Genomic DNA, 16,150 nt, shown 5'->3' on the forward strand with positions numbered 1-16,150 from the left:
ACACACCTCCCTACTTCCAAAATCGTACAATTAGACAAATCAATAGGAAAAAAATAGATAGTACTTTTAGAAATGTATCACTTGGACCTTGTTTAACTTCGATTAATGTTGTTGGTTTGATACCTTTAATACTAAATCCTCTCGTCTCAAGGGTCATGCCTCTTTCTTGAGCGTCTGTCAAAGAAGATAGAACAACCGGTCCTATTAGTGGTAGAAACGCTTTAGCTCGTTGAAAAAAAGAACCTGTCACCTCAACCCCTCTAGATTCCTGTGCTTCTTGAATTATTTTCACTTTTTTTTGCATTTGCGGAACAACATTGAGACTAGCAAGAATAAGGTAGCCGATTTTCATATTTAGGCCAGACTGAGTTAATGCAGCGACTGTTTCTGAATTTTTAGTTGTCTGTAAAAAAAGATAAAATGTTGTTAGAAAAACCAATAAAGTTGAAGCTATTTTTAATGCATACAATGTTCCTTCTAAACCTAGTTCAGCAAAACCAAAATCAGCTATTATTTTCGTATTTTGGGGACTATAAAATCCTTGAATAAAAAGCAACATAAATGTAACTGGAATTCCGAAACCTAGGATCAATAAACTAATTTTTCTACCGTATCCCATGAAAAAAGAAAGAATCAGAATTATTACTAACAGATAGTATCCTAAAAAAGAACTAGGATAGATCATACAACCTATTCCTAAACTTAGGATTAATGATAATTTAGTTATTGGATTCAACTCTCTAATAAATCCATATATTTTATTATTTAACTTCACAAATTCTCACCTTCAGTTTTATTGTTTCTATTTGTCAGTGAAGCATTATCTAATGGCGCATATTGGCTAGAAAAACGTTTAGGTATTTTTTTTACCAACCAATATACGATTAGAAAAACTAATCCTTTGTCTATCAAATTCTCTATTAATGATGTTGAAAATACGGAGAACACAATTTCTTTAGTAGCAGCTATTAACGCGGCTGTTGCTAGTGAACTTGTATTTATTCCTGTTGCACCACCATATACAAAGATAGTGATTAAGGATGAGGTAAAAGAATTTGTCAAAGTACAGGCTAACCATGTAAATATCGCTCCTCCAATGTTCCTAAAAAAACCGGCCTTTACTAGATATCCTGTTACTAATCCGCATAGGATGCTCACAAGTGCATATGGGAAGAAAACTGGATTGGTTACAATTGCCAAAAATAGATTAGTTATCAGTCCGCAAAGCGCTGCCACCCAAGGACCAGCTAAACAAGCTACTAAAACGGTGCCAATCATGTCTAGAAACAGCGGTAGTTTTAATGCTGAGCAAAGAGTGCCACCAATCAAGTTGATTCCGACAGCGATTGGTATCAATACAAGTACTTTTGTTGAAAAATTTTTATGGAGAAATGCTTGAAATTGCTTTTTCATTGTAGTTCCCCTTTTTATTATATGATAAAATCTATCCAAGAAAACATTTTCGGAAAACGTTTTCCTTGATTAGAATTTATCATCGCCTAACAGATTTGTCAATATAATTTTTAGAAGCTCAAAAATTTTTATTCTTTTTTGACAAACACCCTTGACCCATTTTGAATTGGTTGAGTATGATGAGAAGAAAGATAACGCGGATAAAGGAGAAGTATATGAATATAAGAGATATTGCAAAATTGGCTGGAGTATCTGTATCTACAGTTTCAAAAATCGTAAATAAAAAAGACGCCAGCATTAGTAACGAAACTCGTGAAAGGGTTTTAAAAATAGTTCATGAATACAATTACACTCCCTATTCATCTACCATTAACTCCACAACAACCACTGGTTCGATTGGTATATTGATTAACTCAGATAAATATATGGATAATGCCTTAAACGGAATGATTGATTACGCGCAACAAATGGGGTATAGTCCGATTATTTTTAACAGCCTTGGAGACCACAAACAAGAACTTAGAAATATTACTTCTTTAGGGTCAAAGCAAGTTGAAGGAATAATTTGGAATCCAATAAATGAAAGTAGTTTAAAAAACTTAAAACACATTGAAGATTTAAATATCCCTCTAATATTAGTGGGTAAATGGCATACTGGGACATCCTATATTCTTCCGTATGAAGAAATCGCCTATTTTTTAACAAAACAACTGATTGAAAGAAAGCATAAAAAAATAGCCTGTATTGTTGGAAATGCCAGTAATAAGGACGCCTTTATCGAGGGGTATAAACAGGCTCTTTTTGAATACAATATAAAGTTTAATGATTCAATGGTCGTTTACAAATTGGATCTTACTATCAATGATTTTATTATTGATAAACAAATCTCTGGTTTCGTATCTGCTGATTTTTATAAATCTATTGATCTCTATAATTTAACTATGCAAAGTGGTCTCAAAGCACCCAAGGACTATTCGTTACTGTCCATTCGGAATGATGCGGAAGTAGAATTTGAAAACTATCAAGATGTCCTTTCTACTGTTACTATCAACAATACAAATTTTGGTGAGCATGTATGTCGTACGCTTGTCAACATAATTGCAAAAGATGAAGAACCAAAACCATTTTATGAGGAAATAGTTTTGGATAACACAAAATCGATTGGGTTTCCTGCTGAAAATGAGCGCCCTAAAATTCTTGTTGTTGGAAGTATCAATATGGACACTTATCTCTATTCTTCAAAACTTCCTCATAACGGTGCAACAAATTTTTTATCTAATTTAAGCAAACGACCAGGTGGAAAGGGCTTGAACCAAGCTATTGGAACCGCAAAACTAGGTCATCAAGTTCGTTTGATTGGATGTGTTGGATCCGATAGTGAATCAAATACTATGTTTCAAGAGCTGAAGAAAAACAGTGTCAATACTGAGGGATTAACACGCTCGGACGATACAGAAACCGGTAAGGCCTATATTTCTGTAGAATCTAGTGGTGATTCCATGATATCAATTCTACCAGGAGCAAATGCTGACTTATCGCCAAGTATCATAAAAAGTAAGCAAGAACTATTTTCTAATGTAAGGTATTGTCTCGTGCAGACGGAAATTCCAATAGATGCAGTTGAAATGACTTGTACATTAGCCAAAAAGAATGGCGTAAAAACAATATTAAAACCTGCTGCTTCGAAAAAAATTTCAGATTCACTTTTATCTAAAATAGATTACTTTATTCCAAATGAGGAGGAATTAATTTCAGTATGTTCGGATTACAAAACGATCGAAGAAAAAGCTGAACTTCTGATTTTAAAAGGTGTGAAGAATGTTATTGTTACTTTAGGAAAACGAGGTTGCTTCTTAAAAAACGCAGAACAAGAAAAATATTTTTCAGCTGCCAACTTCTCTGCAGTTGATAGCACTGGAGCAAGTGACGCATTTATTAGTGCACTGTCAGCCTATTTGTTAAGAGACTACTGCTTAGAAAAGGCTATCCAAATTGCGATTTATGCTGCAGGGTTCCTAGTCTCACGTGATGGCGTAACCACAGCTTTGGTTGATCGAACGACACTAGAGAGCTTTATCGCAAAGAAAGATCCTGAACTATTAATAAAAGATTAGACTGTCCGTATTCTCTATAGAACTTATTTGAAGAGTTTTATTTATCCTAATCTTTATGAGAGTGATTATCCAATCTCGTATACACTCGTATTGTAGTAGATTTAAAAATATTTAAATATTTCTATTGAGCTGAATCAATCTGTGAAGTTTGCATAATTGATTCAGCTCTTTTTTATGTTTTTTGAGATTATTCCATCAACACATTATCATATTGAAATTCTCTTCAATTTATACTTAAAGCTCATTTCATTTTACGGAAAGCTTTTTATGGATTTTCTTTTGAAAAATTAGTAAAACTCGATTTTGAAACAATCAGCGTTTTACAAACATGTCGAATGTATTTCATTCCTTTTATAACCTTCTGCGAATTGGAAGCAGTCATCTTACATGCAATCAAAAAAACTAGAATTTTTTAGTTCTAATCCTAAATGACAATTTTTTACTAAAGCTTTTTTATCTTAAACCGCTTATAATCACCTATTCTATCAGGGTTTTACCATATCTTCTCTTGATCTTGCTTGATAATTATTTAACACTCATAATCATTTTTATTGTAGTAAGATCAAGTTATGAATTTTGAAAACTTCCCTAAACTTTAATAAAATAAATGATTTACGCAAAAAAACGAGCCTCCCAATATAGGAAACTCGTTAAAGTCTGCTTGAACAGAATTTTGATTACTCTGCAGCGTTTGTATCTTTGAGACCGTATTTTTTGTTGAAACGATCGACACGTCCATCTGCTTGAGTGAATTTTTGACGTCCAGTATAGAATGGATGAGAGTCTGATGTAACTTCGACACGGATTACTGGGTAAGTATTTCCGTCTTCCCATTCAACTGTTTCTTGTGAAGATTTAGTTGAACCTGACAAGAATTTGAAACCTGTAGTTGAGTCCATAAAAACAACTGGATGATATTCTGGATGAATTCCTTGTTTCATAGTTTTTTCGCTCCTTTGCCCTGAATCATTTGCTGGTCCAGAGTTATTTTTTGCAATTTGCAACATGAATATACTATCATGAATGGTTCGACAATGCAATTATCTTTTTTGATTTCTGCGAGGTGTTTTCCCACCGAAAGAAACATCTTTAAAAGCTTTGAAAACTCCTTCGTTATTCTTTGTCTTTTTGAGGAAGTTTATAAATTGAGAGGTATACTCTAAGGAATCACCAGTCATGTTATTACGAAGCTTAAATATTTCTTCTAAACGATCTGGACTCATCAGCAATTCTTCTTTACGCGTTCCTGATTTCTTGATATCGATTGCTGGGAAGACACGACGTTCCGATAATTCACGAGATAATTGTAATTCTAAGTTTCCTGTCCCCTTAAACTCTTCGTAAATCACATCATCCATTCGACTGCCGGTATCAACTAAAGCCGTTGCTAAAATCGTCAAACTGCCGCCTTCTTCGATATTTCTAGCAGCTCCAAAAAATTTCTTTGGTTTGTATAATGCGGCTGGATCAATCCCACCACTTAATGTTCGGCCGCTTGGCGGAACCACTAAGTTATAGGCACGAGCCAGACGTGTAATACTGTCCATCAATATCACAACATCTCGCTTGTCTTCGACTAAACGCATCGCACGTTCCAATACTAGCTCAGATACACGCGTATGGTTTTGCGGTTGCTGATCAAAGGTCGAATAAACCACATCGCCTTTAACACTGCGTTCAAGGTCAGTAACCTCTTCTGGCCGCTCGTCAATCAATAAAACGATCAGTTCTACATCAGGATAGTTATCAGTAATGCCATTGGCAACTTCTTTAAGGATTGTTGTTTTTCCGGCCTTTGGCGGTGCCACGATCAGTCCACGTTGACCAAATCCAACCGGAGAGAAGATATCGATCATTCGAGTAGACAAACGACCTGATGTTGTTTCCAAAACTAATTGTTTATCAGGGTAAAGCGCCGTTAAGGCAGGAAAGTGCGGGCGTTCTTTGGCTTCTTCTGGATCTTTGCCGTTAACACTCTCAACATGCATCAATCCATAATAACGTTCTGACTCTTTTGGTGGACGAGCTTTTCCAGCTACCTTATCCCCATTTCTTAGCCCAAAACGGCGAATCTGTGAAGAAGAAATGTAGATATCTTCCGCACTTGATCCATAATTGATTGGACGTAAAAAACCATACCCATCTTGTCCAACAATATCCAAGACTCCTTCCATGTAAAAGAAGCCTTGCTTTTCTGCCTGTGCACGAATCACTGCCAGCGATAATTCCTTTTTATTCATTTGACTATAATAAGGAATTTTAAAGTCCTTTGCATAAGCATAAATTTCTTTCAGCGTCTTGTTTTCAAGTTCCGCCATTGTTAAATAATCGCTCATTATTCCGCCTCTTCCTCGTCAATCATTTCGATAGTAGCACCAAGAGCCGTTAGTTTATCAATAATATGATCATATCCACGTAATATATATTCCACGTTAAAAATCGTTGTTTTTCCTTCTGCCATCAATCCAGCGATAACCAAACAAGCCCCAGCGCGTAAATCAGAAGCCACTACTTCAGCGCCATGTAATTTATTTGATCCATTCAACACGATCAGATTGCCTTCTACACGAGCATCCGCACCCATCCGCACCAATTCAGGAATGTGATTTACCCGTTTTGAATAAATAGTATCAATAATCTCAGCTGTTCCTTGCGCCTTTAATAATAAAGGGGTCAGTGGTTGTTGCAAATCAGTTGCAAATCCAGGGTATGGCGAAGTTGTCACATCAACAGTCTTCAAATTTTTTGAAGGCAAGACTTCAATGCTGTCTTCCGATATATTCATTTCCACACCAATTTCTTCCAACTTAGCAATAAAACTTTCAATATGCTCATAGATAACGTTATGAACAGTTACGCCGTCGCCTATCGCAGCCGCCAATGCCAAATACGTCCCTGCTTCGATTCGGTCAGGAATAATTGAATGGACACAGCCATGCAACTCTTCAACACCCTCAATACGAATTTCATCAGTACCTGCACCACGGATCTTCGCACCCATATTATTCAACAAAGTTGCTACGTCGATAATTTCCGGTTCTCTTGCAGCATTTTCAATAATCGTTTTACCTTTAGCCTTTACTGCTGCCAGCATTACATTAATTGTCGCACCAATAGAAACCACATCCATGAAGATACGATCCCCCGTCAACCCTTCATCGTCAGTACGCAAATAAATTACACCATGTTCATTTGAAACGTCTGCACCTAAACTCTCAAATCCTTTGATATGCAAGTCAATTGGACGCGGACCTAAGAAGCACCCACCAGGTAAACCGACAACTGCTTCGCCAAATTTACCCACTAAAGCACCCATAAAATAGTATGAAGCGCGTAATGAATTAATTTTACCACTCGGCATCGGGATTGATACAACGTTACTTGGATCAATCACCATTCGATTATCCTCGAAAGAAACTTTCGCACCCATAATCTCCAAAATCTCGATTAATGAATGGACATCTTGAATATCTGGAACACCTTCTAAAGTAACTGGCGAATCCGCCATAATTGCTGCTGGAATCAAAGCGACTGCACTGTTTTTTGCACCACTGATTGTAATATTGCCTGATAATGGCTTTCCGCCATGGATTTCGATTTTTTTCATTTATTTTCACCCAATTAATTATTTTAAAGTTTATAGACCATTATCCATTCTAGCATATTATTGCTTGCATAAAAAGGAAGCTTTCTCAAAACTCAGGAGAAAATAAGCAGGTTTTTTACGCTCAAGTTTTTTTTGATTAGCGGAGGGCTATTTTTCATCTTCATTCCTAATGATCAAGCCATTTTATTGGATTTTTTGAAATATTTTATCGAAATATTTCTTCTTCAAATTGAATTGACTACTTCTTTCTAATTAACTCTAGAATATTTTCGTCACTTTAATTTAAGTATAAAAAAAGCCCCGAAGCAAAAGCTCCGAGACTAAAAATTATAAATTAAGCTTTGTTAGCTGAACCGAACCAGTCGATATGTTCTTCAGCATCTTTAACGATTGCAGCAACACCTGGTGCTAACAATTTACGAGGATCAAAGCCTTTTCCTTCTTTATCTTTGCCAGCTTCGATGTATTCACGAGTTGCTTTAGCAAATGATAATTGGAATTCAGTGTTAACGTTAACTTTAGAAACACCCATTGTGATAGCTTTTTGGATTTGTTCTTGAGGAATACCTGATCCACCGTGTAATACTAAAGGAACATCAGAACCTACAGCATCAGCGATAGCTTGTAAGTGGTCAAATGCTAAGCCTTTCCAGTTTTCAGGATATACGCCATGAATGTTACCGATTCCGCATGCTAAGTAATCAATACCTGTAGCAACCATTTGTACACATTCGTCGATGTCAGCTAATTCACCAGCACCAATGATTCCGTCTTCTTCGCCACCGATTGAACCAACTTCACACTCTACAGAAATACCTTTAGCGTGAGCTTTTTCAACAACGTCTTTAGCCAATTTCAAGTTTTCTTCAAATGGAAGATGAGAACCATCAAACATGATTGAAGTGTAGCCAACTTCGATACATTCTAAAGCAGCTTCATAGTCACCATGGTCTAAGTGGATAGCAACTGGTACGGTGATACCCATTGAGTCAACTAAATCAGTGATGATATCTTTAGCAACTTTGTATCCGCCCATGTATTTTGCAGCGCCCATTGAAGTTTGGATAAGAACTGGTGCTTTTTTAGCTTCTGCAGCTTTTAAAATCGCTTGCGTCCATTCTAAGTTGTTTGTGTTGAATCCACCAACTGCATATCCGCCTTTACGTGCTGCTGATAAGAATTCTGCTCCTGATACTACTGGCATAAAAAATTCCTCCTAAGGTTTTTTACTATTTGGTTAAGCTGTGCTTAACTAACGTGTTAATTCTATCAAAGTTTTCGCATCTTTGCTACTCCCAACCTTTCGATAAAACCTTTACATTTCAAGTTTTTTGCTTTTTTTGTAAAAAAAACTGAAAGGCGCCCACGCCTTTCAGTCAAATTTACTATTTTGCTTCTTTACTTTCTAAAGATGCACCTACAAATGCTTTAATCAATGGTTGAGGACGATTTGGGCGAGAGATTAATTCTGGATGGAATTGGCAACCCACAAAGAATTTATTTTCAGGGATCTCAACAATCTCAACTAAACGATTATCTGGAGAAACACCTGAGAATACTAATCCTTTATCTTCAAACAATTGGCGATATTGGTTGTTGAATTCATAACGATGACGATGGCGTTCTTGAATCACATCTTCATTTCCGTAAGCAGCCGCTGTTTTGCTACCCTTTTTCAATTTACATGGATACAAGCCTAAACGTAAAGTGCCACCTAGGTTCTCAACATTTTCTTGATCAGCCATCAAATCAATAATGTTGTTTGTTGTATCAGGAGCTGTTTCAGCCGAATTTGCATCGTCAAGATCAGCGACGTTGCGAGCAAATTCTACACAAGCCATTTGCATTCCTAGGCAGATTCCTAAGAACGGTACGTCGTTCTCGCGAGCATAGCGAATTGCTTCAATCTTTCCTTCGATACCACGATCTCCGAATCCACCAGGAACCAAGATACCGTCAGCACTTCCTAATTTTTCTTCAACATTTTCACGAGTCACATCTTGCGATTGGATCCATTCGATTTCAATGTCAGAATCATACGCAAAACCAGAATGTTTCAACGCCTCTACAACTGAGATATACGCATCTGGCAATTCTATATATTTTCCTACTAATGCAATCTTGACCTTATTCTTAAGGTTCAAAACTTTTTCTTCAAGTGCACGCCACTCGGTCATATCCGCTGCTGGAACATCTAGTTTTAAATGATCACAAACGATTTGATCCATTCCTTGCGCCTGTAATGCTAATGGGATTGAGTAAAGAGTTTCCACATCACGTGATTCGATAACTGCTTCTGGAGCCACGTCACAGAATTGTGCCAACTTATTTTTTGTTCCTTGAGAAACCGGTGATTCTGTACGGACGACTAAAATATTTGGTTGAATCCCTAAACCACGTAATTCTTTTACACTATGCTGTGTTGGTTTAGTTTTCATTTCACCTGCAGCTTTCAGATAAGGAATCAATGTTGTATGGATATACATCACATTATCAGCACCAACTTCTGCTTTCATTTGACGCAACGCTTCAAGAAATGGCAATGATTCGATATCTCCAACAGTACCCCCAACCTCTGTAATGATTACGTCTGAGTCTGTCATCTTCGCAGCACGCATGATTTTTGATTTGATCTCATTTGTGATGTGTGGAATAACTTGGACTGTCGCACCTAAGTATTCACCTTTACGTTCTTTGCGAATAACTTCTGAATAGATTTTTCCTGTCGTTACGTTGGAGTATTGATTCAAGTTAATATCGATAAAACGTTCATAGTGACCCAAGTCCAAATCCGTTTCAGCACCATCGTCTGTTACAAAAACTTCCCCATGTTGGTAAGGACTCATCGTACCTGGATCGACATTGATATAAGGATCAAATTTTTGGATGGTGACTTTTAATCCACGATTCTTAAGCAAACGACCTAATGATGCTGCCACAATCCCTTTGCCGATTGATGAAACTACGCCGCCAGTTACAAAAATATACTTTGTCATAAATGAAAAAACTCCTTCATACTAATTTGCAGGAAACGTCTAGATAAAACAAAATAAAGCTCCCTATCCAATTTGAATAGGGAGCTGTGAATTAACTAAACACTTGACCCTTACTAAAAGGGTGCCCAAGCAATATAATAGCGACACTTGGTAAAAATGTCAACTGAAATTATTGATTGCCTCATTATCCTTAATCAAATAATCTGCCAAAGAATCCCTTTTTCTCTTTTGGCGCTTCACTATCCGCATTTTTTTCTTGCGGGTATTTTTCTTCAATATCAATAATTTCCTCATTTACTGCATGGTCTGTTACTAACAATACTCCGATACTTTCATCCGATTCGACTATTGCATCATTTACAATAGTAAAATCTGTTGCATTTTTCGAAGCTAACGCAATAAAATCTTTTTGCAACTTCTCATTCACTCCACCATTGATCAGCAACTTGCCTTCTGGATATTTTTTTATTTCTTCTATCAGATTTTCACGATCTTGTTTACTACTCATCTCCCGCACCGTCATACTCACAAAACACCGTTCTCGAAACGTTCCTAAATATTTACGCTGTTCATCTGGATTGATTCTCGCGGTACCAAAACGGCCCTTATCTAAATGTTGCTGCAATTCATCTTTTGCCATCTTTTCACTTCCTTATAGATAGGATTCTTTTGGCTCTAGTATATCAAAATAGTCAAAAAAAAGCTGATTCATTGCCAAAAGTAATAAAAAACAGCTAGTGTATAAAAATCATAATAAAACCATTGTACTTTTATCGCTACTCTTTTATAGTTAAAGATGGTTTTAAAATTTTATCAAAGGCCCGTTTATTTGCGGGCTTTTGTCGTATTTTCAAAAAGGAGTGTTTTGTGATCAAGCGTTATAAGAATTTGTTACAACAAGAATTTCGACATTACTCTAAAGGGAAACTCCAAAAAGATCTATTAGCCGGATTGACAGTCGCCGCCGTGGCGTTACCATTGGCTTTAGCTTTTGGCGTGTCTAGCGGTGCCGACGCAGCAGCCGGAATGATTACAGCTATCATAGCAGGGATTGTTATCGGAACACTTTCAGGAGGGTTTTATCAGATTTCTGGTCCAACAGGAGCAATGGCTGCCATCTTAACTGGAATTATCGCAACACAAGGTTTAGCGGGGGTTTTAGTCGCGACCTTTATCGCTGGTGTCATTTTGCTTATTGCAGGTGTATTTAAGCTCGGGAGTCTTACTTCATTCATTCCCTCACCAGTTATTACAGGGTTTACTTCTGGTATTGCTATCATTATTGCTTTGGGACAAATTGACAATTTTTTTGGTACTACATCCATTGGTGAGAGTGCTTTAGCAAAATTAATCAGTTACCGCTCCAGCTTCACACCTGATCTTCCTACATTATTGTTAGGTATAATCGTTTTATTATTGCTGATTTTTTATCCGCTGAATTGTCAAATTAATTGCAACATTTCTTCTTGAAAGACTTCCCAACAATTTTTCCAGTTCAATGTTTTTTTAGGACGCATATTTATCTTGCGTAATGCTTCCTGTTTCTCCGTAGGGGGTACCTTTGAAAAATCAGTTCCCTTAGGGAAGAATTCTCTAAATAAACCATTCCCATTTTCGTTAGATCCGCGTTGCCATGGGGAGTATGGATCACAAAAATACATAGGTACGTCTAAATCTTTCTCAATTTCTTTCCAGCAAGAAAACTCTTTCCCACGGTCGACCGTAAAGCTTAAAAATGCCTTGTGACTCCCTAGGTCTTGCACAAAAGCTTTAATCGCTTGTGCCATTGACTTCGCGGTACGATCCCTCATTGAGATCGCCCAATAAAAGCGTGTTTTCCGTTCAATAAACGTTGCTTCGCAGGCTTTGCTTTCCCCTCTGCTAGAAACAACTGTGTCCAACTCCCAATGTCCAAATTCTTCTCGAGTTGACACAGAAGCTGGGCGTTCATCAATGGTATGCCCTACAGTCATTTTGCCTCGTGCCTCTTCTTGTTTTTCTTGTCTTCTGCCTTTATGTCTCAGACACTGTTTAGACACATTAAGAATACCGGCATAGAGCCAATTGTAAATGGTTTTGAATGAAACTATTTGACGATCATTCGCAATTTGTTCAGGGGACCAGCTGTCTTCAAGATCACATTCAATCTGATAAGCGAATTCAGAAGTCCATTTGGACTTCGCACCACAGGCACTGCGCTTCATTTCCGCATCTAATTGCGCATTGTCGGCATTATAGATCAAATCTTCGGGTACTCGTTTCAACTCACGATCAATCGTTGTTCGGCTAACACCAATTCTGTCCGCTATTTCTTGAATACTCTTGGCATCATAAATCATCGTCTCTATACATTTTCGATTATCTCGTGTAAGCTTTTTGTGTGAACCCATCAAAATCACTCCTAGTAGTTTGTTATCCTAAACTCATTTTACTAGAAATTTTTGATGGGTTCTTTGTTGCGATTAATATTACAATTCAGCATCCAAAAAAATGGAGCCAGTTCTTACCAGCATCCCTGGTTGCAATTATTCTAGCTACTTTTGCTTCTATTATATTCAAACTACCTGTTGAAAAGGTTGGTAAGATTCCAACTTCATTGTTAACCGGCGAACGGCTCCACTTAACATCGCTCAATCTATCATTAGTAAAACAACTGTTTTTACCTGCTTTAAGTATTGCAATGTTAGGTATGATAGAAAGCTTACTTTGCGGAGCGTCTGCCGGCCGTATGACTGGTAAAGATCTTGATAGCAACCAAGAATTGATTGCTCAAGGAATCGGTAATATGATTTTACCTTTTTTTGGGGGAATTCCGGCAACAGCCGCGATTGCACGAACGAGTGTAGCAATAAAATCTGGGGCTCAAACACGATTAGCTGGGATTTTCCACGCTCTTTTTCTATTTTTATCTATGATTATTTTTGCACCGATCATGTCGCAGATTCCAATGGCGGCACTTGCCAGCGTTCTGCTTGTTACTAGCTGGCGAATGCATGAATGGGCAACTATCAAAACGATGATTAAGCAGAAAAATCGAACAGCAATACTTTTATTTTTCGTAACTATGCTTAGTACAATCATTTTTGATTTAAGCATGGCGATCGTAATTGGAGTTATTTGCGGATGTATTTTCTTTATCGCGAAAAGCGCTCAAATTTCAATCGTCACCGAAGAAATCGATTGGCAAAGAATCGGACTTCCTCATTCTGACATAAGTTCTGATTGGGCGGTCATTTACATCACCGGTCCGTTGTTTTTTATGTCTGCTAATCAGCTAAAAAAAGAGTTAGATCAAGTTGTAGATAGAAAAGGCATCATTTTCTCGCTTCGCGGAGTGCCAAGTATTGACTTAACTGCCTGCGATACTTTTTCTGACTATTTTTCAATTGCTACATTAACCAATCAAAAATTGATTTTCACCTCAATGCAGCCTGAAGTAGAGAAACAGTTCCAACAATTATGGGATAAGCAAGCTTATTGTCCCATCCAACATCCCACTGTTGCTCATGCACTTCATGCATTACATCAAGAGTATTAATTCAAAAAGACCTGCGAAGAAGTTCCTTCACGGGTCTTTGTTTACCTCTATTCCATTTCTTCCAGCTGTTTACGTCTAATTTCTTCCGTTTGTTTGTTTAAATCATTCTCGGCTTGAGTCAGCTCTTCGAATGTTAAGACCCCATCATTATTCAAATCTGCTTGTGAGGTTTCCTCGCTAATAACCCGCTCGCCATTTGGTAAAACACGAAGAACAGTAACTGCTGATCCGTTAGGACTCACTAGCACTTGTCCGACTTGATCATCTTTTTGCGGCTGTTCAGTTGATGATGAAGGCGTCGTTTGTGTCGGAGACTGACTAGTCTCAGTAGACGATTGCGCTTCTACTGTAGCTTTTGATGATGAAGTCTCTTCTTTAAAGCGTAGATAACTTTCCGATGGCTCTATTTTAATCTTTTTTTCAGCCTTTTCGCTATTTTTCTTAGAAACTAGTGTTAATTCTTTGGTTTCTGGTTCGGTCAATTGATACTCTAAACGAAACAGGCCATGTTCATCTGCGGTTTCTTTTTGATCATCCATAGAAACCGTCGCGTTTGGCTCTGTCGTGCCAGTGATAATTGCCTTCCCCAGCTCGTCTGTTTCATAGGTTTTAAAACAAATAATTTCAAACTTCTTCTTTTCCTCAGAAGACGACTGCGAAATACTCGCTTCTCTTTTTTGTTCCTTATCATTATTGCACCCTGTCAATAAAAGAACACTTGCAACAATAGCTGCTAACCCAACAATCTTTTTCATAAATCCCTCCAAATTATATTGTAAAAATAAAGTTCCAACCATCTTTACAGCCTAAAATATATAGCTTCCTTTATTATAACCACATAACAAGATCTATCGTCTACCTTAAAAAAGACTTATTTTAATATTGTTGCTAAATTTTCTTATCAGATTGTTCTCAGTTCATAGCTTATTAATCAAAAAATACAAAAACCCTCATCCATGATTAGATGAGGGAAATCTTGTTATACAATATTTTCGGTATTACTAGAAAAGCTGCTATCTAAAAACAGTAGCGAAAAATAATCTGTGTCTATTATTTACCGATGAATGGGTTGTTTTTTAAGTTGTAGAAAGATTTGATTCCTTTATATTCTGCGACATCACCCAATTGGTCTTCGATACGTAATAATTGATTGTATTTAGCAATACGGTCAGTACGTGAAAGAGAACCAGTTTTGATTTGACCAGCATTTGTTGCAACAGCGATATCAGAGATTGTTGAATCTTCTGTTTCACCAGAACGGTGAGATACAACTGCTGTGTAGCCAGCTTCTTTAGCCATTTCGATAGCATTGAAAGTTTCTGTTAACGTACCGATTTGGTTAACTTTGATAAGGATTGAATTAGCAACACCTAAATCAATTGCTTTTGCTAATTTTTCAGTGTTTGTAACGAACAAGTCGTCACCAACTAATTGAACTTTATCACCTAAAGCTTCAGTTAATTTCTTAGTACCTTCCCAGTCGTTTTCGTCCAGGCCATCTTCGATTGAGATGATTGGGTATTTAGCAACTAATTCTTCGTAGAATGCGATCATTTCTTCAGTTGTTTTTTCGCCTTCGCCTGAATCAGCTAAAACGTAAACACCTTTTTCTTTGTCGTAGAATTCTGAAGAAGCAGCATCCATAGCAAGAACGATGTCTTTACCAGGTACATAGCCAGCTTTTTCAATCGCTTCGATAATTACTTCGAAACCTTCTTCGTTAGAACCAAGGTTAGGAGCGAATCCGCCTTCGTCACCAACTGAAGTAGCTAAACCTTTAGATTTTAAGATTGAAGCTAAAGCGTGGAATACTTCTGCACCATAACGTAAAGCTTCTTTGAATGTTGGAGCGCCAACAGGCATGATCATAAATTCTTGGAAGTCGATAGAGTTATCCGCATGTGATCCGCCGTTGATGATATTCATCATAGGAGTAGGCAAAACTTTTGTATTGAATCCGCCAAGGTAGTTGTACAATGGGATTTCTAAGTAATCAGCAGCTGCACGAGCAACAGCGATAGAAACACCAAGAATAGCGTTTGCACCTAATTTACCTTTATTAGGAGTGCCATCTAATTCGATCATAGCAGCATCAATTGCAGCTTGGTCGCGTACGTCGTAGCCGATGATTGCTTCAGCGATGATGTTGTTTACATTATCAACTGCTTTAGTAACACCTTTACCACCGTAACGAGCTTTGTCGCCATCACGTAATTCAACGGCTTCGTATTCACCTGTTGAAGCACCTGAAGGAACCATACCGCGGCCGAATGCGCCGTCTTCTGTATAAACCTCTACTTCGATTGTTGGGTTACCACGTGAATCTAAGACTTCGCGTGCGTAAACATCTGAGATAATTGACATGTTTTGTCTCTCCTTTAAAATTTGTTTTTTTGTAAATAGGGGTTTAAAAACCCTTATAACCAATATTAGTGAAAATTGCTGACAGTTGCAAACAAAAGCTGCAATTTTCGGTAAAAAA

At 37.4% G+C, this 16,150-nt stretch carries 12 protein-coding genes and 2 pseudogenes; 3 read left to right on the top strand and 11 right to left on the bottom strand.

Annotated elements, in window-relative coordinates:
* Positions 1-10: 10 nt before the first annotated feature.
* Both IGI38_RS07855 and IGI38_RS07860 read right to left on the bottom strand, forming a co-directional pair.
* Positions 11-775: an energy-coupling factor transporter transmembrane component T gene (locus IGI38_RS07855; protein WP_438728572.1), complete on the bottom strand. Its 765-nt coding sequence runs from the start codon at positions 773-775 to the stop codon at positions 11-13.
* Positions 772-1,413 (bottom strand): ECF transporter S component, encoded by a 642-nt coding sequence (locus tag IGI38_RS07860; protein ID WP_438728575.1) that lies wholly within the window; start codon positions 1,411-1,413, stop codon positions 772-774. The genes IGI38_RS07855 and IGI38_RS07860 overlap by 4 nt, the downstream gene beginning before the upstream one ends.
* 215 nt (positions 1,414-1,628) lie before the next feature.
* On the opposite strand from IGI38_RS07860, the gene IGI38_RS07865 reads away from it, so the two are divergent.
* Positions 1,629-3,527 carry a PfkB family carbohydrate kinase gene (locus IGI38_RS07865; protein ID WP_438728577.1) on the top strand — a complete coding sequence of 633 codons (1,899 nt, stop codon included), beginning with the start codon at positions 1,629-1,631 and terminating at the stop codon, positions 3,525-3,527.
* A gap of 677 nt (positions 3,528-4,204) precedes the next feature.
* Here IGI38_RS07865 and IGI38_RS07870 read toward each other — a convergent pair.
* The 6 genes from IGI38_RS07870 to IGI38_RS07895 form a co-directional block, all read right to left on the bottom strand.
* Positions 4,205-4,468, bottom strand: a complete 264-nt coding sequence (locus IGI38_RS07870; protein ID WP_438728579.1) for a type B 50S ribosomal protein L31 — start codon at positions 4,466-4,468, stop codon at positions 4,205-4,207.
* Between the two features lie 99 nt (positions 4,469-4,567).
* The gene (gene rho / locus IGI38_RS07875; RefSeq protein ID WP_438728581.1) at positions 4,568-5,863 is read right to left on the bottom strand and encodes a transcription termination factor Rho; all 1,296 of its coding nucleotides are present in this window, start codon (positions 5,861-5,863) and stop codon (positions 4,568-4,570) included.
* The gene (locus IGI38_RS07880; RefSeq protein ID WP_438728583.1) at positions 5,863-7,134 is read right to left on the bottom strand and encodes a UDP-N-acetylglucosamine 1-carboxyvinyltransferase; all 1,272 of its coding nucleotides are present in this window, start codon (positions 7,132-7,134) and stop codon (positions 5,863-5,865) included. The genes rho and IGI38_RS07880 overlap by 1 nt, the downstream gene beginning before the upstream one ends.
* Positions 7,135-7,468: 334 nt before the next feature.
* Positions 7,469-8,338, bottom strand: a complete 870-nt coding sequence (locus IGI38_RS07885) for a class II fructose-bisphosphate aldolase (protein ID WP_010739541.1) — start codon at positions 8,336-8,338, stop codon at positions 7,469-7,471.
* A 181-nt stretch (positions 8,339-8,519) separates the two neighbouring features.
* Positions 8,520-10,130 (bottom strand): CTP synthase, encoded by a 1,611-nt coding sequence (locus IGI38_RS07890; protein WP_438728586.1) that lies wholly within the window; start codon positions 10,128-10,130, stop codon positions 8,520-8,522.
* Between the two features lie 190 nt (positions 10,131-10,320).
* Positions 10,321-10,770, bottom strand: coding sequence for a YueI family protein (locus IGI38_RS07895; protein ID WP_438728588.1), 450 nt, complete (start codon positions 10,768-10,770; stop codon positions 10,321-10,323).
* Between the two features lie 227 nt (positions 10,771-10,997).
* Here IGI38_RS07895 and IGI38_RS07900 point away from each other — a divergent pair.
* A pseudogene (locus IGI38_RS07900) lies at positions 10,998-11,564 on the top strand (SulP family inorganic anion transporter); the annotation flags it as partial.
* An 8-nt stretch (positions 11,565-11,572) separates the two neighbouring features.
* Here IGI38_RS07900 and IGI38_RS07905 read toward each other — a convergent pair.
* Positions 11,573-12,469 (bottom strand): IS30 family transposase, encoded by an 897-nt coding sequence (locus IGI38_RS07905; protein ID WP_438728590.1) that lies wholly within the window; start codon positions 12,467-12,469, stop codon positions 11,573-11,575.
* A gap of 140 nt (positions 12,470-12,609) precedes the next feature.
* Between IGI38_RS07905 and IGI38_RS07910 the strand changes: the two are divergent.
* Positions 12,610-13,668: pseudogene (locus tag IGI38_RS07910) on the top strand (SulP family inorganic anion transporter); the annotation flags it as partial.
* Positions 13,669-13,715: 47 nt separating this feature from the next.
* Here IGI38_RS07910 and IGI38_RS07915 read toward each other — a convergent pair.
* Both IGI38_RS07915 and eno read right to left on the bottom strand, forming a co-directional pair.
* On the bottom strand, positions 13,716-14,423 hold the full coding sequence (locus IGI38_RS07915) for a hypothetical protein (RefSeq protein WP_438728592.1): 708 nt from the start codon (positions 14,421-14,423) through the stop codon (positions 13,716-13,718).
* Positions 14,424-14,718: 295 nt separating this feature from the next.
* Entirely contained in the window at positions 14,719-16,032 is a 1,314-nt protein-coding gene (gene eno / locus IGI38_RS07920; RefSeq protein WP_438728594.1) for a phosphopyruvate hydratase, read from the bottom strand.
* Positions 16,033-16,150 lie beyond the last annotated feature (118 nt).

Origin of the sequence: Enterococcus sp. AZ128 (assembly GCF_051714485.1) — a bacterium.
In the GTDB taxonomy this organism is placed as follows: domain Bacteria; phylum Bacillota; class Bacilli; order Lactobacillales; family Enterococcaceae; genus Enterococcus_A.

What these genes read in the sequence shown, in the direction of transcription:
- IGI38_RS07860 (WP_438728575.1), bottom strand. Translation starts at nt 1,413, where the DNA reads ATGAAAAAGCAATTTCAAGCATTTCTCCATAAAAATTTTTCAACAAAA.
- IGI38_RS07880 (WP_438728583.1), bottom strand. Translation starts at nt 7,134, where the DNA reads ATGAAAAAAATCGAAATCCATGGCGGAAAGCCATTATCAGGCAATATT.
- IGI38_RS07905 (WP_438728590.1), bottom strand. Translation starts at nt 12,469, where the DNA reads ATGATTTATGATGCCAAGAGTATTCAAGAAATAGCGGACAGAATTGGT.
- rho (WP_438728581.1), bottom strand. Translation starts at nt 5,863, where the DNA reads ATGAGCGATTATTTAACAATGGCGGAACTTGAAAACAAGACGCTGAAA.
- IGI38_RS07885 (WP_010739541.1), bottom strand. Translation starts at nt 8,338, where the DNA reads ATGCCAGTAGTATCAGGAGCAGAATTCTTATCAGCAGCACGTAAAGGC.
- IGI38_RS07890 (WP_438728586.1), bottom strand. Translation starts at nt 10,130, where the DNA reads ATGACAAAGTATATTTTTGTAACTGGCGGCGTAGTTTCATCAATCGGC.
- IGI38_RS07895 (WP_438728588.1), bottom strand. Translation starts at nt 10,770, where the DNA reads ATGGCAAAAGATGAATTGCAGCAACATTTAGATAAGGGCCGTTTTGGT.
- IGI38_RS07915 (WP_438728592.1), bottom strand. Translation starts at nt 14,423, where the DNA reads ATGAAAAAGATTGTTGGGTTAGCAGCTATTGTTGCAAGTGTTCTTTTA.
- IGI38_RS07865 (WP_438728577.1), top strand. Translation starts at nt 1,629, where the DNA reads ATGAATATAAGAGATATTGCAAAATTGGCTGGAGTATCTGTATCTACA.
- IGI38_RS07870 (WP_438728579.1), bottom strand. Translation starts at nt 4,468, where the DNA reads ATGAAACAAGGAATTCATCCAGAATATCATCCAGTTGTTTTTATGGAC.
- eno (WP_438728594.1), bottom strand. Translation starts at nt 16,032, where the DNA reads ATGTCAATTATCTCAGATGTTTACGCACGCGAAGTCTTAGATTCACGT.